Origin of the sequence: Paenochrobactrum pullorum (genome assembly GCF_041929845.1) — a bacterium.
GTDB classification, from domain to species: domain Bacteria; phylum Pseudomonadota; class Alphaproteobacteria; order Rhizobiales; family Rhizobiaceae; genus Paenochrobactrum; species Paenochrobactrum pullorum.
The window spans coordinates 40,058-65,042 of record NZ_JBHEEH010000004.1; the positions used below are offsets into that span (position 1 = coordinate 40,058).

At 48.5% G+C, this 24,985-nt stretch carries 27 protein-coding genes; 12 read left to right on the forward strand and 15 right to left on the reverse strand.

Going from position 1 to position 24,985, the window contains the following annotated elements:
• Positions 1 to 34: 34 nt before the first annotated feature.
• The 5 genes from JNC77_RS08835 to lgt form a co-directional block, all read right to left on the reverse strand.
• A complete protein-coding gene (locus JNC77_RS08835; RefSeq protein ID WP_374831582.1) occupies positions 35 to 640 on the reverse strand; it encodes a hypothetical protein in 606 nt (201 codons plus the stop codon).
• A gap of 83 nt (positions 641 to 723) precedes the next feature.
• Positions 724 to 1,875 (reverse strand): M24 family metallopeptidase, encoded by a 1,152-nt coding sequence (locus JNC77_RS08840; RefSeq protein WP_374831584.1) that lies wholly within the window; start codon positions 1,873 to 1,875, stop codon positions 724 to 726.
• A gap of 3 nt (positions 1,876 to 1,878) precedes the next feature.
• Positions 1,879 to 2,682 carry a peptidoglycan editing factor PgeF gene (gene pgeF / locus JNC77_RS08845; protein WP_374831586.1) on the reverse strand — a complete coding sequence of 268 codons (804 nt, stop codon included), beginning with the start codon at positions 2,680 to 2,682 and terminating at the stop codon, positions 1,879 to 1,881.
• Positions 2,683 to 2,764: 82 nt separating this feature from the next.
• Positions 2,765 to 3,871, reverse strand: coding sequence for a class I SAM-dependent methyltransferase (locus JNC77_RS08850; RefSeq protein ID WP_374831588.1), 1,107 nt, complete (start codon positions 3,869 to 3,871; stop codon positions 2,765 to 2,767).
• A 17-nt stretch (positions 3,872 to 3,888) separates the two neighbouring features.
• Positions 3,889 to 4,740 carry a prolipoprotein diacylglyceryl transferase gene (gene lgt, locus JNC77_RS08855; protein WP_374831590.1) on the reverse strand — a complete coding sequence of 284 codons (852 nt, stop codon included), beginning with the start codon at positions 4,738 to 4,740 and terminating at the stop codon, positions 3,889 to 3,891.
• Positions 4,741 to 4,974: 234 nt separating this feature from the next.
• On the opposite strand from lgt, the gene JNC77_RS08860 reads away from it, so the two are divergent.
• The 3 genes from JNC77_RS08860 to JNC77_RS08870 all read left to right on the forward strand — a co-directional run bounded on the left by JNC77_RS08860 (position 4,975) and on the right by JNC77_RS08870 (position 6,666).
• Positions 4,975 to 5,241 carry an accessory factor UbiK family protein gene (locus tag JNC77_RS08860; RefSeq protein ID WP_374831592.1) on the forward strand — a complete coding sequence of 89 codons (267 nt, stop codon included), beginning with the start codon at positions 4,975 to 4,977 and terminating at the stop codon, positions 5,239 to 5,241.
• Positions 5,242 to 5,756: 515 nt separating this feature from the next.
• On the forward strand, positions 5,757 to 6,257 hold the full coding sequence (locus tag JNC77_RS08865; protein WP_184219647.1) for a type III secretion system chaperone family protein: 501 nt from the start codon (positions 5,757 to 5,759) through the stop codon (positions 6,255 to 6,257).
• A gap of 49 nt (positions 6,258 to 6,306) precedes the next feature.
• The gene (locus tag JNC77_RS08870; RefSeq protein WP_374831594.1) at positions 6,307 to 6,666 is read left to right on the forward strand and encodes a tRNA-binding protein; all 360 of its coding nucleotides are present in this window, start codon (positions 6,307 to 6,309) and stop codon (positions 6,664 to 6,666) included.
• A gap of 843 nt (positions 6,667 to 7,509) precedes the next feature.
• On the opposite strand, the gene JNC77_RS08875 is transcribed toward JNC77_RS08870, so the two are convergent.
• From JNC77_RS08875 to JNC77_RS08885, 3 genes are all read right to left on the reverse strand, one after another.
• Positions 7,510 to 8,850 carry an ATP-binding protein gene (locus JNC77_RS08875; protein ID WP_374831596.1) on the reverse strand — a complete coding sequence of 447 codons (1,341 nt, stop codon included), beginning with the start codon at positions 8,848 to 8,850 and terminating at the stop codon, positions 7,510 to 7,512.
• Positions 8,851 to 8,922: 72 nt separating this feature from the next.
• Entirely contained in the window at positions 8,923 to 9,627 is a 705-nt protein-coding gene (locus JNC77_RS08880; RefSeq protein ID WP_374831598.1) for a response regulator, read from the reverse strand.
• Between the two features lie 36 nt (positions 9,628 to 9,663).
• Positions 9,664 to 10,218, reverse strand: coding sequence for a MarR family winged helix-turn-helix transcriptional regulator (locus JNC77_RS08885; RefSeq protein ID WP_374831600.1), 555 nt, complete (start codon positions 10,216 to 10,218; stop codon positions 9,664 to 9,666).
• 321 nt (positions 10,219 to 10,539) lie between these two features.
• Between JNC77_RS08885 and JNC77_RS08890 the strand changes: the two genes are divergently transcribed.
• Together JNC77_RS08890 and JNC77_RS08895 are read left to right on the forward strand one after the other, a co-directional pair.
• On the forward strand, positions 10,540 to 10,821 hold the full coding sequence (locus JNC77_RS08890; RefSeq protein WP_374831602.1) for a hypothetical protein: 282 nt from the start codon (positions 10,540 to 10,542) through the stop codon (positions 10,819 to 10,821).
• Positions 10,822 to 11,071: 250 nt separating this feature from the next.
• Positions 11,072 to 11,713, forward strand: coding sequence for an MBL fold metallo-hydrolase (locus tag JNC77_RS08895; protein ID WP_374831604.1), 642 nt, complete (start codon positions 11,072 to 11,074; stop codon positions 11,711 to 11,713).
• Positions 11,714 to 11,772: 59 nt separating this feature from the next.
• Here the strand turns inward: JNC77_RS08895 and JNC77_RS08900 are convergent, their stop codons facing one another.
• The 4 genes from JNC77_RS08900 to JNC77_RS08915 form a co-directional block, all read right to left on the reverse strand.
• Entirely contained in the window at positions 11,773 to 12,270 is a 498-nt protein-coding gene (locus tag JNC77_RS08900) for a BA14K family protein (protein WP_374831606.1), read from the reverse strand.
• A 212-nt stretch (positions 12,271 to 12,482) separates the two neighbouring features.
• Positions 12,483 to 13,538 (reverse strand): glycosyltransferase family 4 protein, encoded by a 1,056-nt coding sequence (locus JNC77_RS08905; RefSeq protein ID WP_374831608.1) that lies wholly within the window; start codon positions 13,536 to 13,538, stop codon positions 12,483 to 12,485.
• A gap of 14 nt (positions 13,539 to 13,552) precedes the next feature.
• A complete protein-coding gene (gene greA, locus JNC77_RS08910) occupies positions 13,553 to 14,026 on the reverse strand; it encodes a transcription elongation factor GreA (RefSeq protein ID WP_374831610.1) in 474 nt (157 codons plus the stop codon).
• A 161-nt stretch (positions 14,027 to 14,187) separates the two neighbouring features.
• Positions 14,188 to 14,316, reverse strand: a complete 129-nt coding sequence (locus JNC77_RS08915) for a hypothetical protein (protein ID WP_374831612.1) — start codon at positions 14,314 to 14,316, stop codon at positions 14,188 to 14,190.
• Between the two features lie 540 nt (positions 14,317 to 14,856).
• On the opposite strand from JNC77_RS08915, the gene JNC77_RS08920 reads away from it, so the two are divergent.
• From JNC77_RS08920 to JNC77_RS08935, 4 genes are all read left to right on the forward strand, one after another.
• Complete coding sequence (locus JNC77_RS08920) at positions 14,857 to 16,458, forward strand: flavin monoamine oxidase family protein (protein ID WP_374831614.1); 1,602 nt, start codon at positions 14,857 to 14,859, stop codon at positions 16,456 to 16,458.
• Positions 16,459 to 16,505: 47 nt separating this feature from the next.
• Complete coding sequence (locus tag JNC77_RS08925; RefSeq protein WP_374831616.1) at positions 16,506 to 16,925, forward strand: c-type cytochrome; 420 nt, start codon at positions 16,506 to 16,508, stop codon at positions 16,923 to 16,925.
• Between the two features lie 110 nt (positions 16,926 to 17,035).
• Positions 17,036 to 17,533, forward strand: coding sequence for a RidA family protein (locus tag JNC77_RS08930; RefSeq protein ID WP_374831618.1), 498 nt, complete (start codon positions 17,036 to 17,038; stop codon positions 17,531 to 17,533).
• 261 nt (positions 17,534 to 17,794) lie between these two features.
• Positions 17,795 to 18,691 (forward strand): DMT family transporter, encoded by an 897-nt coding sequence (locus tag JNC77_RS08935; RefSeq protein WP_374831853.1) that lies wholly within the window; start codon positions 17,795 to 17,797, stop codon positions 18,689 to 18,691.
• Here JNC77_RS08935 and JNC77_RS08940 read toward each other — a convergent pair.
• The gene (locus tag JNC77_RS08940) at positions 18,681 to 19,031 is read right to left on the reverse strand and encodes a DMT family protein (protein ID WP_374831620.1); all 351 of its coding nucleotides are present in this window, start codon (positions 19,029 to 19,031) and stop codon (positions 18,681 to 18,683) included. The genes JNC77_RS08935 and JNC77_RS08940 overlap by 11 nt on opposite strands.
• A gap of 61 nt (positions 19,032 to 19,092) precedes the next feature.
• On the opposite strand from JNC77_RS08940, the gene JNC77_RS08945 reads away from it, so the two are divergent.
• Positions 19,093 to 19,305: a hypothetical protein gene (locus tag JNC77_RS08945; RefSeq protein ID WP_374831622.1), complete on the forward strand. Its 213-nt coding sequence runs from the start codon at positions 19,093 to 19,095 to the stop codon at positions 19,303 to 19,305.
• 17 nt (positions 19,306 to 19,322) lie between these two features.
• On the opposite strand, the gene JNC77_RS08950 is transcribed toward JNC77_RS08945, so the two are convergent.
• Positions 19,323 to 19,721, reverse strand: a complete 399-nt coding sequence (locus JNC77_RS08950) for an acyl-CoA thioesterase (protein ID WP_374831624.1) — start codon at positions 19,719 to 19,721, stop codon at positions 19,323 to 19,325.
• A 160-nt stretch (positions 19,722 to 19,881) separates the two neighbouring features.
• On the opposite strand from JNC77_RS08950, the gene JNC77_RS08955 reads away from it, so the two are divergent.
• Complete coding sequence (locus JNC77_RS08955) at positions 19,882 to 20,442, forward strand: SH3 domain-containing protein (RefSeq protein ID WP_374831626.1); 561 nt, start codon at positions 19,882 to 19,884, stop codon at positions 20,440 to 20,442.
• A 113-nt stretch (positions 20,443 to 20,555) separates the two neighbouring features.
• The gene (gene uvrB, locus JNC77_RS08960) at positions 20,556 to 23,333 is read left to right on the forward strand and encodes an excinuclease ABC subunit UvrB (protein WP_374831628.1); all 2,778 of its coding nucleotides are present in this window, start codon (positions 20,556 to 20,558) and stop codon (positions 23,331 to 23,333) included.
• 73 nt (positions 23,334 to 23,406) lie between these two features.
• Here the strand turns inward: uvrB and JNC77_RS08965 are convergent, their stop codons facing one another.
• Positions 23,407 to 24,954, reverse strand: a complete 1,548-nt coding sequence (locus JNC77_RS08965) for a sulfatase-like hydrolase/transferase (RefSeq protein ID WP_374831630.1) — start codon at positions 24,952 to 24,954, stop codon at positions 23,407 to 23,409.
• Between the last annotated feature and the right edge of the window lie 31 nt (positions 24,955 to 24,985).

The following is a 24,985-nucleotide window of genomic DNA, read 5'->3' on the forward strand; positions in this document are numbered from 1 at the left end:
TGTCATCAAATTAGATTTTTCAGCAATATTTTTATCATAATTTAGAGCTGTTTTTCCAGTTTTGATATTGCTGTATTGTCTGATCGGCGATGGCTTCCATGGCATTTGGTGTCACGGCACCCCAGGAATCAGCAGTTGTACCTTGTACTTTTTGTTCGCCTTGGATTCGGTGCAGACGGTTTCCGGCCGGATCAAGCACATCCCAGACATAAAGAACGGTGGTTTGTCCGGCATCGGCAAGAGCTGAAAAATAACCTTTGAGAACATGTGCGGACGGATTGTTCTCATTGCCGGTTAAAGTTAGCCCTCGTGCCTGTGCTGTTTGATTGAGGCGTTGGGTGAGGGGAGTGACTACATTGAGCGGTGCGCCGATGATTGGTGCGATATAGAGGCTTTGTGCGGCGGCCACAGGGCGGGCAGCTGTGACCGTGCTTGTTGGCGTGGTAGCAGTAGGCATACCGCCAGTGGTGTTTGTTGTGTTGCCAGTTGCTGGGCTTGGCAATGCACTGGCGCTCACAGGTGTTGTCGGAGCACTGGCGACCGTATTGTTATTTCCAATTTCTAGCGCCGACTGCGTATTATTGCAGGCACTCAAAAACGCGCAAAAGAAAAGAACACTCCAAAACTGATATTTATTCATGTCCGTTTATGCTCCTGAAATGCGGCTGCTCAACTCATGAAAAGCCGCATGAAACACGCATTCATAAATAATCATATATTCGTCTATTTAACAATCAGCTCGGTAGAATGACGGCTGAGTGATTGAGGCGCTGCATTGGTGGTCAAATAGGTTTGCCCCAGTGTCATCGCAGTTTCGTTGTCGGAATCCATAATGATGATATTAGCACAAAGCGTCATGTCCGGCTGGATGCGCTCCGGATTTCCGGCATGGAATATTTGCGGCTCCATCCATGTTGGCGCAAATCGTGCGCCTACTGAATATCCGCAGACATTCATGCGATGACGCGTCAGATCGTGCGCTTCCATTACTTTTGCATAAGACTCAAACACATCACCGAAACTGGACGTGGCGTTTAATGATTTTTCCACCGTTGCAAGCGCTTCGCTGGCGGCCTCATAAAGCTCCAGATGGCGTTTTGATGGTTTTCCGGTCAGCGCTGTGCGCATCATTGGCGCATGGTAGTGACGGTAAACACCTGACCATTCCATCGTGAGTTGGTCATTTTTGTTCAATTTGCGTCGTCCCGCTTTATAGCGGCAGAGCAGCGCGTCTTTGCCTGAGCCGATAATATAATCATTAGCCGGAAAATCCCCGTGGGCTGCAATATTGGCGCTGATCATGGCGGCAAGTATATCGGCCTCACTGGCTCCGGCCTGAATGAGTTCCAGCGCTTTATCCAGCACTTCATCGCTTAATTCGGCAGCTTTTTTGATAAAGCCGATTTCTGCCGGACTTTTCAGCAAGCGCAGCTGATCGACAAAAGACGAGGCATCGATGATTTTGGCAAAGCTTTGCAATTGATCATCAATCTTGCGGGCATTGGAACCGGTCAGGCCATGGGTTTGATATTCAATGCCGATACGGCTGCCAAGCAGATCCAGTTCGCTCAACAGATTGCGCAAATCTACCGCTGGATTTGCATTGTCTCGATCTGTCCACTGGATGATATTGTCGATATTGGAGGTATGGCGCGCTTGGCGTACATCTGCGGCACGGGTCAACAGCACCATGGAGCCGTCTGATTTAGCGATCAGACATTGGAAAAAACCAAAACCGAAACTGTCATAGCCGGTCAGCCAATACATGCTTTCCTGCGCGAACAGCAAAATCGCATCCAGCTTTTCTTCGTCCATTTTAAGCTTCAGACGATCCCGTCTTGCGGCGTATTCTTCCGGTTCGAAGTGAAGTGCCATCTGTTACTCCCTTATCGCAATAGCTGCGATCTGGCGGCCGTAATCTGGCTCGGCCCGATGTGTGGTACGACGATAGGAAAAGAACCTTTTCTGATCCGCATAGGTGCATTCTTCCAGTGCTGTCGCCTGCACCCCCGCTTTTTCCAAGCGGTCGGTGATAAAGCGCCAGAGATTGAACATATAATGATCTTGCTTCACAGAAGGCGTGAAATATTTGGCAAAATCTTTATTTTGTTGCAAAAACTTCTGATAAAATTCAGTGCCTACTTCATAATTTTCAGGCCCGATGGTCGGCCCCAAAACAGCGACGATATTTTCGCGCGAAGCACCCAGTTCAATCATGGCGGCAATGGTATTTTCCAAAACACCGCCCAAAGCACCGCGCCAGCCGGCATGAGCCGCGCCGATAATACCGGCTTGATGATCGGCAAAAAGCACAGGGCCGCAATCGGCAGTGAGTGCACCAAGTGCCAACCCTGGAACATTGGTGACCATTGCATCGGCTTGTGGCTTTGGCGAACTCAGCGGCTCGGTTACTTTCACCACATCAGGCGAGTGGATCTGATGCACGGTGATGAGATTCTCAGGCTTTACCCCTAAGAAATCCGCCACCAAGCGACGATTTTCCGCCACATGATCCTGATTGTCATTGGAGCCGGTGCCGACATTAAGACCTGCATATATGCCTTCCGAAATACCGCCGACACGATTGAAAAAACCGTGAACGATTGTTTGGCCGGACTGGCTTCCGGTTTTTTCAAGTTGTGCTGCTTGCTGCGGCTGCGGCTTTGTAACGTCGGTTGGCATTGAAAAAAGCTTTCGTCAAAAAACATGATGGTGGTGGAGCATTGCGCGCTTGTCAATGCGAAGAATGGCGAATGGTTATGGATTAATTGCCAGCAGAAGATAGCACATCATAAGGCAAAGGTGCGATGGAGGGTGAGCTGATGCTTAGGACTTTAAAGAGGTTTCCCATCTGATCTGGAGCGGCCAGCCGCTCGACATCGGCTTGTAATTGTTGCTGTTCGGTTAATGATTTGTCGCGGCCTAATTGTCCGGCGCGGTCAAGTAAGCCCATGCTCAATAAAAATTCACCTTGGGTCTGTGTGGCTGTGTTCAACCCTGCATGCTGTGCAATCTGTTGCAGATGATAAAAATCGACATGGCTGGTGATGTCGGCTTCGCCCGGATGGGCAAAAACATCATCAAAATTGTGTTTGAGCATGGCTTGCAGCGTGTCGCCATAGCCTTGGGTGATATGGCCATAATCGATCAGCAGGGCGCTGCCGGTCAATTGCATGATATGTTCGCTGATTTGTTGCATCAGGCTTGCGCGCGCCGGTGCGACCTCAAAGATCGCGCCCTCCGGCGCAGACTTATGATCGGCGGGCAGGAGGCTTGCATCAATGCTATGATTGCTGAGTGTAAAAATAAATGCGCCATTTTCATCCAATGCAATAACACGCTCGTGAAAACGCCCTTGTTTTCTCACATACTGGCGCATCGGCAAAGCATCGAAAAGCTCGTTGGCAACCATAATCAGCGGTTGCTGTTCAAGCGCTTGGAAATCACTCCTCCATGTGATCGGCAGGTCGAAGTGCTCTAAAGTCTGGCGCTGAATGTCCGCCAAGCGAGGGCTGGTTTCCACCATGGTGATGGTTGCCGCTTCAATGAAAGCAGGGTTTAATTGACGGGCCGTGCGCAGCAAATCATTCATCAATGTGCCGCGACCGGGCCCCATTTCACAAAGGATGAAGGCGTCCGGTTTGCCCATTGCCATCCATTGCGACACACACCAAACGCCGATTAATTCGCCGAACATCTGGCTGATTTCGGGCGCTGTGATAAAATCACCCTCGGCGCCGAATGGTTCCTGCACCATGTAATATCCATCCTCGCGGTTTCCAAGGCAGGCGAGCATATATTCGCTGACCGTGATTGGGCCTTGCGCTTCAATGCGGCGTTTCAAACGCTCAGAGAGATTGGATGAGGACATGGTGCTTTATTGTCCGGTTACGGGCGCATGGCTTCAGACGCTGAAACTTGCGCGCGGATCATTGCCCAAAGACCGAGCAATACCATTGGCACCGACAAAACCATGCCCATGGTGAGCCAGTCACCAGCTAAATAACCAAGCTGTGCATCCGGCTCGCGGAAGAATTCGACGATAATGCGCGAGATGCCGTAGCCGCCAACAAATGCTCCGGCAATGAAGCCTGGCTTTTTGAGCTTTTTGAAACCCCAAACGAGAATGGCGAGAATGATGAAAAGCACAAAACCTTCCAGCGCTGCTTCATAAAGTTGGCTTGGGTGGCGTGGGAGTTCACCGCCATTAGGGAAGTAAAATGCCCAAGGCACATCACTGACACGTCCCCAAAGTTCCGAATTGATGAAATTGGCAATACGCACAACACCAAGACCAACCGGCACACCAGCGGCGATCACGTCGAACATGCTCCAAACGGCAATTTTGCGCGAGCGGGCAAAAAGGATCATTGCGATGGTAGTGCCGAGAATACCGCCATGAAACGACATTCCACCATCCCAGATTGCCGGAATAGCCAGCGGGTTAGCGATATAAAAGCTGAAATTATAAAACAGCACATAGCCGAGACGGCCACCAATCACGATGCCCAATGCTGCCCAAACGACAAAATCATCAAGCATGACCGGTTGCATCGGCGCTTGATTATGCGCCCAGAGCCGATGGTTTTGCAGCAGTTTTTTGCCATACCACCATGCAAATAAAATGCCGATAATATAGCCCAAACCATACCAGTGGATAGCGAGCGGCCCGATCGAGAAAATAACCGGATCAATATCTGGGAAAGCAAGGCTCGAGAGAGGCAGGAGTGGACTGGACATTCATATTCTCCGGAAATCGTGCAAACCTTGCTGTAAATAAATTCGGACTAAATAACATATCTTCAAGTCCTTTGATCCGCTATATAAACGATCTTGGATGGTTTTTTCCAGTGGCAGATTTCAATTCCCCTGCTTGCATCGAAGCTAGATGGCACTTAAATCTGCAAAGAGGCCTATTAATAGTTAAATCAAACGGGCAGCCTGCCTTTTGTGCAAATGACAAGGATGATAGTCATGACCAGCGGATCGAACAGAATTCTGGATGAATTGGCCAAACTCGTGACCGATGCTGCAGGGGCTGCGCAAGGCGTGCGTGGCGAAGTTGAAACGGCGCTGCGCTCGCAGGGTGAGCGCGTTCTCAATGCATTGGATGTGGTGCAGCGTGAAGAATTCGAAATTGTACGTGATCTGGCCATTAAAGCGCGTGCAGAAAATGCAGCTCTGTTGCAGAAAATTGAAGCGCTTGAAGCTCGGTTAACCAAGCTTGGCTCTGATTCATAAGCAGAATTTGCTGCTTTTATCGTTTTTACGCTGTTGAATAAAGTTTTTAACAAGAAATTTATCAACAGGCTGAAAGAGCGAAAATCCCTTGTGATTGAATCCTTTAACGACGGGCGCGACGGCGCCCGTTTTCATGTTTCCACATCCTTTCGTGTCAGTTTTTATAAAAGGGACTAGCGCTCAGAGTCTGCATCAATAGACTGAAAACACTACATGATTCGAAATCAGGGTCATGGAGTTCAAGTGGTGGGGGCTACTTGTGGGGCTATATGTAGGTCTGGGCGTTTTTCAGACTGCTTTCCAGAGTCACTGGGTCAGTTTATTTGGCCTGTATTAGTTGCGTATGTGCGTGTGCCCTTGAACGATAAATCGCCTGAGCGGTGGTTTCTGGTTCAGCCTATCAATCCGGTTTCTTTGTTTGCGCGAGTGTTTTGCGCTGCAAACAGAGCGAACCAGGTGAGCATCATGTTCGCCGGACTAAAAATGCGCTTATGCGTGCAGGACAGGAAACAGATATGAGCCTTGTGGAGCTTGAATTCGCACGTGAATTACATCCTGTAGATGTGATTGAACATGTCGCTAATTCAAATGAATGGTCTTTTGAACGCACTGGAGACGACGAAATTGCTATTTCTGTCGCTGGAAGCTGGACTGACTATCATATTTCCTTTTCATGGATGGAAGATTACGAGGCGCTGCATCTGGCCTGCGCCTTTGATATTAAAGTGGCGGAACCGCGTGTAAACGAGGTGCTGCGTTTGCTATCACTGATCAATGAGCAACTTTTGATGGGGCATTTTGATCTGTGGCGACAGGAAGGGGCGATTATGTATCGCCAATCCCTTTTGCTGGCCGGTGGCGCAGAGCCGACCAGCCGTCAGGTGGAAGTGCTGCTTTCCAGCGCAATTGAAGCTTGCGAAACCTATTTTCAAGCCTTCCAGTTTGTTGTCTGGTCGGGTGTTACAGCGCGTGAAGCGATGGAGAGTGTATTGTTTGAAACTGTTGGTCAGGCTTGAAAATTCAAGCCTGACCAACAGTTGGACTTAATAAAAATAGGGAACGGATATGAGTGAGACAAGCGTGATTGCCGATACGATTACATGGGGCGACTTTGAAAAAGTCGATATTCGTGCCGGTACCATTATTGAAGCACTGCCTTTTCCGGAAGCGCGTAAACCTGCCTTCAAACTGAAAATTGATTTTGGTGCCGATATTGGGGTGAAGAAAACATCGGCGCAGATTACCAAACATTACCAGCCGGAAGATCTGGTGGGCAAACAGGTGATGGCAGTGGTGAATTTTCCTTCGCGCCAGATCGGCCCATTTATGTCGGAAGTGCTGACACTCGGCATGCCTGATGAAGCTGGTGATGTGGTGTTGGTGACAACCGACAAGACCGTCCCGAATGGCGGTAGATTATTTTAATCGTTAGATTGCTGTTGCAATCTTAAGCGGCCGTATGTTGTGAAATAGAGGGAGGGCACTTTTCCTTCTTAAAGATTGCTATTTGTTTTTCCAGCATTTTTTTGTTGAATAAAATCCTCAATATCTTCACTGGAATATCCCAATAACCAACCATCTAACCGGTGAAGATCATCGGTAGTAAGCTCACTTAATAGTTTTGAACCAATGGATTTCCAAATAAGTTCACTTATTTTGACGCGCCACTCTTCTCCTTCGAGGTAGTAATATCGCCTTTCTATTGGTGGTCCGTTCGTACTTTCGCGCTATATGTTTTGATTTTTCCTGACTTTACATGTTGATCAAAGCCTTGGTCTGTGGCTGTTTCAGGTAAGTCCAACTCAATTGCAAAGCGAGCCATTGGTTTTAAACTAGCAAGCATTAATTCCAGTTCTTTATAGTTGTGAGGGCCTATCATCTGCGCTCCATTTTTCGCATGTGGCAACTATTCATACATTCCAGTGAACCGCCGCCACCACCACCACCATCACTTGAAGGAACCCATTTGCCTAAGCCATTATTCCAGACTGGCGAACCATATTCTTTGATGAAACAATCAGGATAAAGAGGTAAATCTGTATTGGGAGCCGTATAAACGCCACCAGTCGGTGTGCCGCAATCAATACATGGTTGGACGGGTGTCTCAGCTGCTCTGACAACAGATAAAGATGTTAAAGCTAGAAGCCCAATTATCTAATATAATAAAAAATATTTTGCAAAATTCATGTTTAATTTCCTATTTTTGAGAATTAACATTTTTAAAAATAATTATAAATTACAATAAGTTGCTGGCTTTTATGCCGCTTATTATGCCGGAATTTGAATGACTGCACGCAAGCCCCCGAGCGGGCTGTCATGCAATGTGATGTCACCGCCGTGGCTACGCGCAATATCGCGTGCAATGGCAAGGCCAAGGCCGGTTCCGCCTGCATCCTGATTACGCGCTGCATCAAGACGCACAAACGGCTTAAACACATCTTCGCGGCTTTCTTCCGGAATGCCTGAGCCGTTATCATCAACCGTGATTTCCAAGAAACCATCCTTATGACGAGCCTGTACCTCTACTTTATGCGCGTATCGCAAGGCATTAGAAACGAGATTGGACACCAGTCGGGAGAAATCATTTGGGCGGACTTTTACTTCCGGAGCGCCGTCGATACTGGCTGTTAAATCCTTGCCGCGCAAAGTGCTGTCATGTTTAAGCCGGTCGAACAAGATCTGCAGATCAAGGACAGACGTTTCTTCCGAACCTTCCCCACGCGCAAAAGCCAGATAACCCTCCAGCATGGTTTGCATGTCGGTGATATCCTGATTGAGCGGCTCTGTATCCAGTGAATTTCCAGCTAGAGCCAGCTGCAATTTAAAGCGTGTCAGGATGGTGCGCAGGTCATGGCTGACCCCGCTCAGCATGGCAGTGCGCTGCTCGATCTGGCGCTCGATACGCTCACGCATCTGGATAAAAGCAATACCGGCTTTGCGCACTTCCTCCGCCCCTTGCGGTTTGAAGCCTTCGGGCATGGCGCGGCCCTTACCAAAGCTTTCGGCGGCATCTGCCAGTTGCTGGATTGGCTTGATCTGATTACGCAGGAAGAAAATTGCGATTGTCAGCAGTACCAGCGCTGTGCCGACCATCCATGTGAGGAAAATGCCGGTATTGGAGGCATAGGCTTGAGAGCGCCGTGCAAAAACGCGCAAGACATTATTTTCAAGTTTAATACGAATTTCAACCAGATCGGAATCGCCGACTGTATCAATCCAGAATGGCCGATTGATCTGACGGGTGATTTCTTCGCTCAAAAAATAATCAAGAATGGAAAAGAATGGTTTCGGGCTTGGTGCTGGCAGCGGATCAGGCGGCAAAATGGAAATATTGAGCGCTAAACGCTGCTGGGCGATGCGGATGACATTTTCATAATCGGCTTCTTGCGGATAGGTTTCAAGCAGATCAATGATAGCGGAAATATCGCGCACAACCGCCGTTGAAAGACGCTCGGTGACCATTTGCCAGTGGCGTTCCATGAAGACAAACGCCACTACCGACTGCAACAGCACCATCGGCGCGATGATAATGATCAGCGAGCGCGCATAGAGACCTTTTGGAACCCACGTGCTGAACCAGTGTTTCAGAGCCTTCCAAGGGTGTGTCATGGTCTGAAAGCCTCAGTCGCCAAATTTTATCCCTTTTCGTTCTGATCTTGTTAAATTGTAAAACCGGCAGGCTTATTCGATACTCAGCTTGTAGCCGATGCCGCGCACAGTTTGTAGCCAGATCGGATTGGCCGGATCTTGTTCGATTTTACGGCGCAGGCGGTTGATCTGCACGTCAATAGTGCGCTCACCTACTTCGCCTTCTGTACCTGTCAGTTCGTGGCGCGGTACAGTATCACCGGCGCGCTCCGCAAAAATTGCCATAATATCGCGTTCACGGTCGGTGAGTTTGATCACCTCGCTGCCTTTTTTTAATTCACGGCGCGGAATGAAGAATGTGTAAGGGCCAAAGACAATTTGCTCGATTTTTGGTTGCAGCGCAGGCGCACCGCGTCGCAGAATATTATTGATGCGCAGTAGCAATTCGCGCGGATCAAACGGTTTTGGCAAATAATCATCGGCACCGGCCGCCAGACCATCAATACGGCTGTCGGTTTCCGATAATGCCGTCAGCATCAGAATGGGAACGGTTTTTTTCTCACGCAATGAGCGGGTCAGCGAAACGCCAGTTTCGCCCGGCATCATCACATCGAGTATGAGCAGGTCGAAATCAATGCCTTCCAGCTTACGCCGCGCTTCAGCGGCACTCGCAGCCATTGTGACGCGAAAACCGCTGGTAGTCAGAAACTGTGAAAGCAGGCTGCGGATGCGGGTATCATCATCAACAACCAGCAGGTGCGGTGCATCATCTGAGATAAGTTGATCTTCAACGAGCATAGCGCACTCCATATTTTAAATTATCTTTATCAGGTATCAAGATGAGGTAATACCGTTTTTTACAAAGGGACGTTCCGTCACGTTACCATAATCTGCAGGATCAAAACTGTCGATCTGGGCGCGTTGCTCGGAGTTTACCATTTTATAGAGAAAGCGTTCAATAATATGGCGCTCTTCTTCCGAACAATTTTCCAGTGCCTTGGCAATGCGGTGAGACTGGGGCGTTGCCAGCGATAATGTCAAAGTACGGCCCGCCTCAGTCGGGTAAAGTTTCCGGTGACGTCTGTCATGAGCAGCTGTGATTTGCACCACGTGGCCTGTATCAATCAATTGTTTGAGAACCCGTGACAAGCTTTGTTTGGTGATGCGCAACAACTCCAAAAGTTCCGCGACCGTCATGCCGGGTTTACGATTGATGAAGTAAAGTACGCGGTGATGCGCGCGACCAAAGCCGATTTTCTCAAGGATGAGATCCGGATCAGCGGTAAAATCACGATAAGAGAAGAACAAAAGTTCGATAATATCGAGATTGTCTGCCTCACGTGCAGAAAGCGGGGTCTCAACTGAGGCAGTTATGTTTTCAGAATTCACATCATGGCTCCGGTCATACGGTTATGAATATGTCAGTATGTGCAAATGATTTCAATGACGCAGGCCACTCATGCGTGGCTATTCCTGTGAATGGTAAAAACGTTATTCATCCTGTTTTATTATTATGTTACCCGATTGTTAATTACTCATTTTACAAAAATGATAAACAGATTTTATATGTATGTTTGCCAGTAAAGACTGTGGTTAATGCTTTTTTATGAGTAAATGAATCGTAATTTATTTGACATTATTGGCTTTCTGATGATCATCAAGATGCTGGAACCTTGAATCTCATGCAAAACCTTGATGGAAGGATACGTCATGGAAGCTCTTCTGCCTATCGTGTTACAATTAGTTTCAGGTGCAGTTGGTGGCAATATTGCCGGCGCTGTCAAGAATTTGAGTCTCGGTACAACAGGTAATACAGTTGCCGGTGGTATCGGCGGTGTCATTTTGGGACAATTATTGCCGCTGTTGAACAATGGCAGCCTTGATTCTTTTCTGAATGGCACAATCGGGCAACTTGCCGGTGGTGGTGTCGGCGGTATTGTTTTGACCGCAATCATCGGTATGATCAAAAACGCAACCGCCAATAGAGCATAAAAAACATCCGGAGTATGCCGTACTATCGCGGGCGCTCAATGTGATCATTTGAGCCGGAAATGTTTAATAAGGCAGTCTTGGTATTTCGGCTGCCTTATATTCTGTTGGCTATATGTTTGATTTACAACCGGTCATGAAAGTGATCGGTTTTTTTTATGTTTTAATGACTGTTCGATGTCGGTAATGCCTTGTTTGTATTGCAGAGGCGGCATATTTGTGGATATGGCTTTTAAAAATAACGGAGCAGGTTTTGGGGCAACTACAGGCAATAATCATACCGGTGACGGCATTCCAGCAAAACTGTACTTTGCTGTTTGACAGCGAAACCAAAAAAGGTGTTGTGATTGATCCCGGTGGCAATGCTGATCGTATTGCTGAAGCTGTTAAAGCCCATAATGTTGATGTGGAAGCCATTTGGCTCACCCACGGGCATCTTGATCATGTCGGCGGGGCGCTTGATCTGAAAGAAGCGCTGAACGTTGATATCATCGGTCCGCATATCGATGATAAAGAGCTGATGGCTAATGTCGAAAGCTCCGCTGCGCGCTATAATTTGCCGGATAAAATGCGCAATCTTGCTTCAGACAAATGGTTGAACGAAGGCGATCATGTGTCGTTTTCCGGTCATGATTTTGAAGTCTTCCATTGTCCGGGGCATTCGCCGGGGCATGTGGTTTTTTATAATGAAGCGGCATCTTTCGCGCTGGTGGGTGACGTGTTGTTTAATGGCTCTGTCGGTCGAACAGATTTACCTGGTGGTGATCATGATGCCCTGATCAGTTCAATTAAAAACAAATTGCTGCCGCTTGGCGATGAGATCGGCTTCTTATGTGGTCATGGGCCGGGCAGCCGATTTGGTGATGAGCGTCGCGGCAATCCATTTCTTGTTTGAGTGCAACAGATAGAAAAAAAGCCCCTGAACGGTGGAGTTCGGGGGCTTTTTTATTGGGTTTAGTTGGCAACGCAGAAATGGTCGGCACCATCATAGCCGCGGTAAGTGCCGGTTTTCGGGTTGAAAGAACGAAACTTCTGCGAACAGTAATTGTACCAGGCTTGTGACCAAGGCTGAGCGCCGCCGCGATATTGCACTGGAGCCGGAGCTGCCGGATAGGCGTTGTAGGCAGGTTGCGGCGGATAATAAACGCGCGGTGGCGGAGGCGGTGCATAGCTTGGGGTGCTTGGCTGGGACAGGGCACCGGCAATGATTGCGCCTGCTGCCAGACCAATGACACCAGCAGCAATCGCATCGCTTCTGTCGCGCTTGCGTGGGCGATCATAGTTCGGGCGCGGTCTGTTCCAGTCATTACGGCCGCCATGCCAGCCACCATGACGACCACTGTTCCAGCCACCATTGCCACGCCATGAATCGGCGGATGCAGTGCTGATCGGGGCTGCAACGGCTGCTGCTGCGGCAAGGCTTAAAATTGCGGTCCTCAAAAATTTGTTCATTCTGCTTCTCCTTCGGGAGTAAACTTTTGCTGTGAACTCAGGCGGGAGGGACTGAATTCGTGTCACTGCACATTGGCAGCTGATGATGCATTGATAAACAATGCTGCATGAATGGAAGCTGAACGAAATTCAAACGCTCGAATTTGTGCAAAAACGAGCACAGCTATGGTTGAATAACCACCAGCCGAGATGGAGAGGGAATGTAAAAAGAATTATCTTTGCGCGAAAACCTGCTCATAGACTTCACGTATGGAAGCCGCTTCGCGTTGCAGCGGGAAATATTTTTGGGTGTTCAGCAGTGCTGCTTCAGCATGCTCTTTCGCCATATCAGGCGATGCCAAATAAGGGCGGATCGCTTCTCTTAAAGCATCGCCATCACCTGCTGGCGCAATCGAACCGGTTTTGCCCTCGATAATCATTTCGGCATAGGCACCGGCATTGCTTGCCACGACCGCGGTTTTGGAAGCCATGGCCTCCAATGGCGTGAGACCGAAACCTTCATTGCGCGATGGTGCAACATAAAGTGTAAGACGGCGATACCAAACGCGAATATCGGGCACTTCACCCAAAATCAAAATGCGATCTTGTAGGCCTGCCTCGGCAATGCGTGTTTTCAGGTCGTTTTCAAAGCCTTGATGTTCTGAGGTAGTGCGACCGGTAATGACGGCTGTCCATTGCGGATAATCCGGCAACAGTTTGATCATAGCATCGACAAAAAGGTCGGTGCCCTTTTGATGCCGTACGCGGCCGAAGCAACCAATGGCGTATTTACCGGTCAGGCCGGAAGCCGCAAAATCATCCTCTTGGCCGACAGGCGGATGAAAGCGCTCCAAATCAACACCATGCATAATGACGGTGTGCGGCACTTTCAAAAAGCTGCCCGAACGAGCACTGGTGGCAATCACCGCATTCATCCGGCGGATCAGCCATTTGGTGAAGGGTTTATGATCGCGTTGTGCGGCGGAGGTAAAAACAAGACGTAATTTCATCCGCAGCACATCACGCATGAGGATACCGGCAATCATTTCAATATTGCGTCTTGCATGCCAGATGCGAAACGGACGGTTTTCCGGCTTGCTCCAGAAGGAGAAGATGGCCGTCCATTTCAGATGTGGCAGATCATCAGGCAATCCGGGGCCCATCGTGGCAATATTCAGCCCTTCGCGCTTTTGCAGTGGGATGAGCTGAACAATGGTGGAGGTGACACCGGATAAGCGCTTTTTGAAGTTGGGCGCGATCACTTCTGTTTGCCTGACGGGAACCTGCATCTACTTTTAAGCTCTTAGACGAACTTGAAACTCAGGATTTCATAAGAACGTGAGCCGCCAGGAGCGTTCACTTCGATCGTATCGCCTTCGCCTTTGCCGATCAGCGCGCGTGCAATCGGGGATGAGATGGAAATACGCCCTTGTTTGACGTCCGCTTCCTGATCACCAACGATCTGGTAGATCTTTTCAGCTTCCGTTTCTTCATCAATCAAAGTGATGGTTGCACCAAATTTAATGCGGTCGCCGCTCAATTTGGTGACATCAATAACTTCGGCGCGGGCAATCAGGTCTTCCAGTTCGGAAATGCGGCCTTCATTGTGGCTTTGCGCTTCTTTAGCAGCATGATATTCGGCATTTTCCGAAAGGTCGCCGTGTGCTCTTGCTTCCGAGATGGCCTGGATAATATTCGGACGTTCCACCTGTTGACGGGTGCGCAATTCTTCTTTCAGTTTTTCGAAACCGCCGGGTGTCATCGGAAATTTGTCCATACCCTGTCCTTTCGTGAGCCAAGCAGGCTAAAATTATGCGAGAGGCACATATGCTGACCACTTATAAGTGCCAGTTCTTTATGTGCCAAACGGTTAAACATCATGACGGCAGACAAAAAGAAAACGGTGACCGAAGGCCGATCTTCGGTACCGTCTATTTCTCATCTTTGCGAGAGTATAGCATTTGTTGCAGGCTTTTCACGCGGAAAATAAACTTTTCCCGAAACATTCTCATCTAAAGGCTTTTTTACGGCTTCGGAGAGCTGAAATAAGGCTGTCATGTCAGACATGGCGGTTTGCTATGCTGGCATTATTATCATGTAGACAGACGCTTAAACTTAAATCTCTGCTTGTGGTAGCGGGTTTTGTTTATTTTTACGTTTTTTGCTTTTGAATTTGTAACAGGACTTGCTAATTCACACGGAATTGATAAGGCATACTACCAATTTTTAGCGGGCAATTGTCAAACAGTTCTTTTTACGGCATTATGGTGTGAGCTGGTTACATTACAATAGTAGTGTAAAACCCTCATGTTTAAATTGGCTGAGCTGTAAATCCAGCCACCGCGTTGGTTTGAAAAATTTAGCTTTAAAGCACTGCTTGGTAAGTTCTACTTAAGTAGAGCTATTGTTTATGCTTGCATTTACAATTATTTTCTAAATATAATCTTTTGTCCGCAATATATTACTAAAATTGATTGTCATCATAAATAATTTTTATTTGACTGTATTTGGACTAATACTAGTTATGGGGGTTCTGTGGGGGCTATAAGGTCTCACCGATGTCGATACTGAATTATGGTTATCGGATAGTGAAGAGGAACTTTAACAATGAATCGCACAAAAGCGTTTTCGAATTTTACACGCCGGGATTTACTCTCGCTGATCGGCGCTACAGCCGGTGGTGCGGTGATGTATCAGGCAATGACAAGTCTTGGTCATGCCGCTGAATCCGGTTATAAGGGACCGGTTAAACTTGACGGTGACCCAAAGGGTGCAACAGTTTTGATTCTGGGGGCAGGTCTTGCAGGTATGACTGCAGCGCTCGAAATGCGTCAGGCTGGTTACAAGGTTAAGATCCTCGAATATAATGATCGTCCGGGCGGTCGTAACTGGACTGTTCATGGTGGTGACAAGTTTACCGAAATTGATGGAACAACCCAGACATGTGAATTCGACAAAGACCAGTACATTAACTTGGGCCCTTGGCGTATTCCTTACCATCACCATGCACTGCTGGATTATTGTAAGCGTCTCGGCGTCAAGCTGGAGCCGTTCCAGCAGCTGAACTACAATGCATTCCTGCATTCAACCGAAGCTTTTGGCGGTAAGCCACAGCGCGTTCGCGATGTGAAGATCGATTTTCAGAGCCATTCTGCGGGTCTGCTTGCAAAAGCAACCAAGAAGGGTGGTCTTGACGATATCGTCACCAAAGAAGATCAGGAAATCCTGCTTGAAGCCATGCGCTCTTGGGGTGTGCTCGATGAAAACTTCGACTATGTGAAGAGCATGCATACCGCAGAATTCCGTGGTTACGATAAAGATCCAGGTGGCGGTGTGGGTGCCAAGCCGGTTCCAAGCGAACCATACAAAATGGAAGAGCTGCTGCGCTCGGGTCTGTGGAAGTTTTTGAGTAATTTCACCAATTACGAATTCCAGACAACCATGTTCCAGCCGGTTGGCGGTATGGGCGTGATCGGTCAAGCATTTGCCAAAGAAGTGGGCGATCTCATCACCTACAAGTGCAAGGTCACCAAGATCCAGCAGAATGATAAGGGCGTAACCGTCACTTATGAAGATGTTGAAAATCCTGGTACTATGAAAGAAGAAAGCGCTGACTGGTGTATCTGCACCATTCCTCTGCCGATTCTTGCCCAGATCGAAACCAATCTCGGCACTGAAATGAAGGCTGCAATTGCCGCTGTTCCATACGTTTCTTCCGTCAAGTTCGGCTTGCAGTTCAAACGCCGTTTCTGGGAAGAAGACGAGCACATTTTCGGTGGTATCAGCTTCACCAATCTGCCGATTCGCCAGATTTCATATCCAAGCACCAATTACAACATGGGTGGCAAGGGCGTTCTGCTCGGTGGTTACACCTGGAATGGTCCAAACTCATACGAGTTCACATCCCTGTCACCTGCTGATCGCGTTGCGAAAGCTGTTGAATATGGTGCAGAAATTCATCCTCAGTACAAGGAAGAATTTGAAAACGGTGTGACATGGGCATGGCATCGCAGCCCGTACACATTAGGTTGTGCCGGTGACTGGACTGATGAAATGCGCGAAGAGCATTATCAGAATCTCTGCAAAATCGACGGTCGCGTTGTGCTTGCAGGCGAGCATTGCTCTTACATCCCTGGCTGGCAGGAAGGTGCGATCCTTTCGTCACTTGATGCAATCACCAGACTTCATGAGCGCGTGATCAAAGGTTAAGGGGTTTCCCTTTAGCTTTTCTTCGGCTCGATGAAAGGAACATTAAAATGAAACATATTTCTCTTATGGTTCGCCCATTGGCGCTGGCTGCTACCGCAGCTGCCATTCTTGGCGTAGCTGCTCCAGCCGCTCTGGCAGATTCTGCCGGTGCTGGTTTGAGCACCAGCAACACTTTTGCAGCCCAGACCGGTCAGGAACTTTATGAAACCGTTTGTCAGGCTTGCCATATGGCAGAGGGCAAAGGTGCAGTAGGTGCAGGCCATTACCCTGCTTTGGCCAAAAATGAAACTTTGGAAGAAGCAAGCTACCCGATCTACGTTCTTTTGAACGGTTTGAAGGGCATGCCGCCAGTTGGCAAGATGATGAATGACGAGCAGATTGCTGCCGTTGTGACATATATCCGTACCAATTTCGGCAACGACTACCAAGAGCCTGTCACAGCTCAGGATGTTGCGGATAACCGTTAATGATAAAACGCAGATGCCGTGTGTATAACACGGCATCTGTTCGTTCCGGCCATTTTCTCGCCACTTTTTATCAAGCTTATCGCAGTGTAAATCGATATAAGGAAATATCCATGAAGAATTTGACAGCTGCTGCAGTTTGCGCTTTAGGCGTTATGCTTTCAGGTCAGGCTTTTGCTCAAGATGTTATTCGTCATAAGACACCGGGTTCAAATTTCCCGATTGCTCAGGCAGTAGAAGTACCGGCTGGAAAGACGACCGTTTACCTGAGCGGTGCCGTTCCGACTGTTGTCGATGAAAAAGCAGACAAGAACACTATTGCTGCTTATGGCGATACAAAATCGCAAACCGAAACTGTTTTCAAGTCAATTGAAAAATCATTGGCTTCGCTTGATCTGAAAATGAGCGATGTTGTCAAAATGCAGGTTTTCCTTGTTGGCGATCCGGAAAAGGACGGCAAGATGGACTTTGCTGGTTTCATGGAAGGTTATACCCAGTTCTTCGGTACCGAAGCGCAGCCTAACCTGCCATCACGTTCAGTTATGCAGGTTGCAGCACTTGCAAGCCCGGCATGGTTGGTTGAAATCGAAGTGACCGCTGTTCGCCCATAATTCTTGATTGACGGTTGGCTGAAGATTGATCAGGCGAACTGCTATTCGGATTAAGTGAATAAGCTTGTTGCTTGCACGTGAAGAAAGCCGCTCAAAAGAGCGGCTTTTTTGTTGATTGCAGTTATATATACTGCAACTTCAGCAAGAGTGAACAGGTGATTATATCTACCAAGACTTGCTGAATTGGTTGAACTATGGCTATAGCTGATGGCAGTGAATAGAGTTGCTATTCAGGTCTTTCCAGCTCTTGCAGGTTTTAAAATGTCACGCCTTCAGGCCAATTTCCTTCTTTTGCTCGCCGGTATGATTTGGGGAATGGGGTTTGTTGCCCAGTCCACCGCCATGGCAAGTATCGGACCGTTTATGTTTATTGCGGTACGTTCTGTTATTGCGAGCTTCAGTATTCTGCCGATGGCAATGGCGGAAGGAAAAAGGGCCAGAAAACGTCTTAGCCGTCGTGACTATTTTTTCTTTGCGGCCATTGGGCTTGTGTTATTTATCGGACTTGCCGCCCAGCAAATTGGTTTGCAGACAACATCAGTCACCAATGCCGGTTTCCTGACCGGCCTTTATTTGATTTTGGTGCCGGTTCTGGGCGTGCTGATTTTTCGCGCATGGCCGCATGGTATTATCTGGCCATGTTCTTTAGCGGCATTGGCTGGTATTTATCTTTTGTCGGGTGGCGAGTTAAGCGCATTGAAGCAAGGTGATTGGCTGGTGATGTTCGGTGCGTTTTTCTGGGCGCTGCAGGTGCTGCTGATTGGGCAGGCGAACCGTACCGGACGCCCGATTACCTTAAGCGTGGTGCAATTTGCAACTTGCGGCGTCGTCGGCTTTATTTTTGCTTTTGCACTAGGCGAGGTGGATTGGTCGGCTGTTGGTGCCACATGGAAGCAATTGCTGTTTACCGGTGTGTTTTCATCCGGTGTCGCCTTCACCTTGCAGGCCATTGGGCAGCGTTATACCACGCCGCCACAGGCTGCGATTTTTCTCTCCTCCGAGGCACTTTTTGCCGCATTGTTTGGTGCGATTTTCCTGAGTGAACGTCTGTCTTTTGCGGGGCTCGTCGGTTGCGCATTGATTTTCATCTCAATGCTGGCCGTTGAAATTATACCGATGCTGGTTGCACGAAGACGTCCGATCACCCTCACGCCTTGAAGATGAAGGATGCGCCGAGTGCAATCAGTGCAAAGCCGATCAGATAGTTCCAGCTGAAAGCTTCTTTCAGATAGAACACTGAAAACAGGGCGAAGATAATGAGTGTGATCACTTCCTGAATTGTTTTCAGTTGAGCGGTTGTGTAAACAGTCGATCCGATCCGGTTGGCTGGTACTGCCAGACTATATTCTGCCAGCGCGATACCCCAACTGACGAAAATAACTGTAATGAGCGAGGCTTGCGGAAATTTTAAGTGACCGTACCACGCGGTGGTCATAAAAACATTGGATATGACAAGCAGAACAATGGGAAGGATTGCAGGAGAGGTGAGAAACGCCATTTCAGTTTATCCCGAAGAAACGTCAGGTCTGATGAGACCGGTATGGATATGTTTTGCAGTGATGTCAGTTTTGCTGGTGGCAGGTTGCACACAGCACAACAGAGCCGGTGATCCGTTGCGCGTGATGCCTAAAGAAACCGTGCGTGTGAATGAAGCCGCGCCATTTCGTCATGCAGCAGCAACCGCTGAGCCGGATATTCTGGGTCTGGCAGAAGAGCAGGATATTGAAAGTCTCAGACTATCGCGCTGCCAGACCCATAATTCTTGTAAATAGTGCTTTATCTGTATGGCTCAGGCGTTTGCAGGGTCATCGCCGACAGGTGTCGGTTTGCCATCACTATCCAATGCCACCATGACAAATTCGCCATGTGTAACCAGATCCATCTGCTGTGACAAATAACGTTGTGCCCATGTTTCAACCTTGAGCGTAACCGATGTGCGTCCGACTTTAACGATGTCTGTATAGATGCACAAAGTGTCACCAACCTTGACGGGTTTGGCAAAAGACATTTCGCGCACTGCTGCGGTAACAACACGTCCGCCTGCACGTTCTGCTGCACGAATACCGCAAGCCAAGTCCATTTGTGCCATAACCCAACCGCCGAAAATATCGCCAGCAGCATTTGCATCGCACGGCATGGCCTGAGTTCTTATGGTCAATATGCCTTTTGGGGTGGCAGTTTCAGTCATTTTGCACTCCGGATAATTAAATCATGTGGTGATGGATTTAAGCCTTAATGAAGACAATTCCCACTTCTATTTTTATCTCATATGATAAAGTGCTGATGACGAGGGAACGGAGAAGCCCTTTCATGCGTTATCCATTTATAGCTTGAACAGGAGCTGCCCCATGAAAACTCTATTAAGAACTGCTTTTCTTGCAGTTGGTCTACTTGCAGCAGGTGCTGCGCAGGCAGCCAATGCAATTGTTACGGCTGATTTAAATGTACGTACCGGACCGGGTACTAAATACCGGACATTGGGTGCGATCCCCAATGGCGCACGCGTGGATGTTAACGGCTGTACCAGTGGTTATGGCTGGTGTCAGGTGCGTTATGGCGGGTTGCATGGTTGGGCGTCATCGCGTTATTTGGCAACACGTGTTGGCTCATCGGGCAATTACCAGTCGAATAATTTTTCCAATAATGCAGCAGCGATCGGAATTCCGCTGATTGCAGGTGTAGTCATTGGTTCGGCGATCAATAGTCGTAATGACCGTTATTACCGTGATCGTTATTATGATCGTCCGAATTGGAACCGTCCGCATCGTCCAAATCGTCCGAATTGGAATCATAATCGTCCCGGGCGTCCGAACTGGGACAGGCCAAACAGACCAAACCGCCCGCATTGGCAAAAACCGGGGCGTCCGCATGGTAATCACGCTCGTCCGCGCCCGCATCGCTCCAACTGATTTTTGCTTGGTTTGATCCGGATGTTCTGGTAATGTACTATATAGGCTAAGGGCATGGGGCAATTTCGCGTCATGCTCTTTTCTTTCCTCAGCGAGATCGCCATATTAGCATCATGACCTCTTCAAAAGACAAGCCACCGTTTCCTGAACAGGACACTGAAAACAGTGTTTCAGGTTTTGCCGAAGCACCGCAGCCATCATTGTCAGGTGCGCCATTCAGCGCGTCGATTTCTGATTGGGTAAAGGAAATCAGTGATGCAGCCGAGCAGGATGCGGTTGCAAAGCCTGTGAAGAAAGCGACTAAAAAGCCGGCGAAGAAGGCCGATAATACCAAGATTAATTCAGCGCGGACATCGCGCGGGACCTCAATCGGTACGGCCGCAACAGCCAAAGAGCGTGCGGCTGCGGGGCTCAATCCGGTTTCTGGGCTTGATGTGGCACTGGAAGATGCCGATAAGATCGCAACTTCAGGTGCCACCGCAACCGTGCAGGCATTGTCTGACTTGATTGAGTCCGGTAACCCGTTGTTTAAAAACGGTGAATTATGGACACCACACCGACCTGTCAGACCTGCGAAGTCTGAAGGTGGTCTGGCGATCAAGCTGGAGACCGAATTTACTCCTTCCGGTGATCAGCCGACAGCGATCAAAGATTTGGTTGCAGGCTTGCAGGATGGTGATCGCACGCAGGTGCTGCTTGGTGTGACGGGTTCGGGTAAAACTTTCACCATGGCGCAGGTTATTCAAGAAACGCAGCGGCCGGCACTCATTTTAGCGCCGAACAAGACATTGGCTGCCCAGCTTTATGGTGAGTTCAAAAGCTTCTTCCCGAATAATGCGGTCGAATATTTCGTATCCTATTATGATTATTATCAGCCGGAAGCCTATGTGCCGCGCTCTGATACATTTATTGAAAAGGAATCATCGATCAACGAGCAGATCGACCGGATGCGCCATGCGGCGACCCGTTCGCTGCTGGAACGCGATGACTGTATTATCGTTGCGTCGGTTTCTTGTATTTACGGTATCGGCTCGGTTGAAACCTATACCGCAATGACTTTCGAGATGAAGATTGGTGATAGGCTGGATCAACGCCAATTGCTTGCCGATCTGGTCGCCCAGCAATATAAACGGCAGGATATCAATTTTGTCCGTGGTTCTTTTCGTGTGCGCGGCGATACGATTGAAATTTTTCCTGCCCACTTGGAAGACAGCGCTTGGCGTATTTCGATGTTCGGCGACGAGATTGAAACCATTACCGAATTTGACCCGCTGACCGGGCAAAAAACCGGCGACCTGCAATCGGTCAAAATTTACGCAAATTCGCACTATGTAACGCCGCGGCCAACACTTAATCAGGCGATTAAATCGATCAAATCAGAACTGCATGATCGTTTGGAAGAACTGACGAGAGCAGGGCGATTGCTGGAAGCGCAGCGCTTGGAGCAGCGCACCACTTTTGATCTGGAAATGCTGGAAGCAACCGGCGTTTGTGCGGGGATTGAAAACTATTCCCGTTATTTGACGGGTCGCAAACCAGGAGAGCCGCCTCCGACTTTGTTTGAATATATTCCGGATAATGCGCTTGTCTTTATTGATGAAAGCCATGTGACCATTCCGCAAATCGGCGGCATGTATCGAGGTGACTTCAGACGTAAAGCGACATTGGCAGAATATGGTTTCCGGCTGCCATCTTGTTTGGATAACCGCCCGTTACGGTTTGAAGAATGGGATGCAATGCGCCCGCAAACTGTGGCTGTTTCGGCAACGCCTGGTAAATGGGAAATGGAGGAGGCGGGCGGTGTTTTCGCCGAGCAGGTCATTCGTCCGACCGGTCTGATTGATCCGCCAGTGGAAGTGCGTCCGGCAAAAAGTCAGGTTGACGATGTACTGGGCGAAATTCGCGCAACCGCCAAGCAAGGCTACCGTACATTGGTGACAGTACTCACCAAGCGTATGGCTGAAGATCTGACCGAATATCTGCATGAGCAGGGTGTGCGCGTTCGCTATATGCACTCCGATATTGATACGCTTGAACGTATCGAGATCATTCGTGACTTACGTCTTGGTGCTTTCGATGTGCTGATCGGTATCAACTTGCTGCGTGAAGGTCTCGACATTCCCGAATGTGGCTTTGTGGCTATTCTGGATGCCGACAAGGAAGGCTTCCTGCGTTCTGAAACATCGCTTGTCCAGACCATCGGCCGTGCGGCGCGTAACGTTGACGGCAAGGTCATTCTTTATGCGGACAAGATCACCGGCTCGATGAGCCGCGCGATGGAAGAAACGACGCGCCGTCGTGCCAAGCAGGTGGCTTATAACGAAGCCAACGGCATCACACCGGCCAGTGTGCGTAAGAATATCACTGATATTCTCAATTCCGTTTACGAGCAGGATCACGTACGTGCCAATCTTTCCGGCTTTGCCGAAGAAGGAGCTTTGGTCGGCAACAATCTGGCAGCGCATATGGAGCATTTGGAAAAAGAAATGCGGACGGCGGCGTCTGATCTTGACTTTGAAACAGCGGCGCGCCTGCGTGATGAGTTGAAACGCCTGCGCGAGACCGAACTGGCGATTTCAGATGATCCGATGGCGCGTGAAGTGGAGCTGGAAAGTCCGGTGACGGGGCGCACCAAAGGACGCCACAATGCCGGGCGCAAACTACACCGCACCGTTGATGATGTGCCTGAAAAGAGTTTGTTCCAAAAGCCGTCACTTGATGATATGGGGCCGGGCACCGACACTGCCAAACCGCGTCATACGGGTGCAGTACCGGTTGATGACGGAGAATTTATCAAACGTGGCCGCATTGGTATAGGCTCTTATGAAGATGCGGGCGAAATGGCACGTAAAAAACGTCGTCCGGGTAAAACTGGCAGGCCGGGTCGTTAAAGTTGTTCAGTTTGCGGCATTAAAAAAGGAGGGCATTGCCCTCCTTTTTACTTTTCATTTTTTAAAGCTCATTTTAAAGCTCAGGCCGTTTCTCATTCCACATTTTTTGGCGCAAGGAACGATCTTTCCGGATCACTTCATTGAGTTTGTCCGGCCCGAGTTCTTCCATCATATTTTTGTTGCCATTGAACAAAGAGCGACCGACACCGGCACGGCCATCGGGCAGGTTCATACCTAACAGTTCAAGAATGGTCGGGAAAAGATCAAACATTGCAGCTTCACGCTTGATGACGCGCGGTTCGATACCGTCACCTACAACAGTAAAGTAGTCCATACGGTTGAATTGATTAAGCTCATCAGAATGCGGATTATCCATGATCAGATGATCATTATGTACCACAACGATGGTGTTTTCGAGCAAGCCTTTGGCGCGCAGTGTCTCGATGGTTTTCTGGATGTGATAGCCGGAGCATTTAATGGCAAATTGCATGCCGCTTAAATTGCCTTGCTCTATATTTTTCTTACAGGTGCGGGTTGGAAAACCGCTTGAAGCATGGCCCCCAATGGTCGCCATGAAAAATGCAAAAGGTTGTTCTTCCTGATGCAATTCTTCGATGCGTTTTTCTGCAAGATCCAGCAATGTGTCATCATAAAGACCCCAATAGCTGGTATAGTCGCCTGCGAGCTTTTCATAATTATCAAAATGGGTTGTGCGGTTGAAATGGTGATCGTCCAGATAAGCGCCAAGACCGGCAAAGTTGCGACCGCCGCCATTCATATATTCGGTATGATAACCATTGGCGCTTAAAATATCCGGCAGACAGTAAATACCGGTGAAGAAATCTTTATGACGCGAAAAATTATTGCCGCGATAAAGGCCACGCGGTTGCAATGGTACACCACATTGTGACGTCATGAAACCGGCCATTGTCCAGCCGGTATTGGTAACCTGGCGCAAACCCTGTGCTTCTATACCTGTCGCAGCCAACTCTAAAAATTCGGCGAATATCTCCTCGCCGTGTTCAATTTCGGCAAAGGTACGCTCTGTGCTTTCGGCATAAATAATGATGATGTTCTTCTTGTTAACGCCGTTCGCAAATTGCAAAGGTGGCTGCACATAATTTTCAAAGAGTGTCTGGTCTTTTCTGCCATAGTAGAAATCATAAACATTCCAGAAAAACGGATTGAGTATCAACAATATGACCGCGATAAGCGGATCCAATGTTTTGAAACGTTTATCATGGCGTTTGAAAAACAACATCGGAATGAGAAAGCTGAGAAAAGACAGCACAAGGAAGACAACTCTGTTGCCCTGTACTGTTGGCCTGCCGCCATCAACACCCATTTCCATGTGATAGAGCACGGCGCCGAAATCAAAATCGCCAAAAATGAGAAAAATGCCCATATAGGCTGTCATCAGCAGAAGCGGAATGAAGCTCCACAACAGATAATATCTTTTATTGATATTTCTGTCGTCATTGAACGGGATCAGGCGTGAAATAATGATAGCGCCAATAAAGTATAGAACAGTTTCAATATTCCCAAGATCAAAATATTTTCGCAAAGAATAAAGAAGCGAGACCATCAGGAAAAAAGAGGCGAGACGTTTCTTTTCGATCATTCTTATGCCTGTCAAAGTTCATTTTATTAAA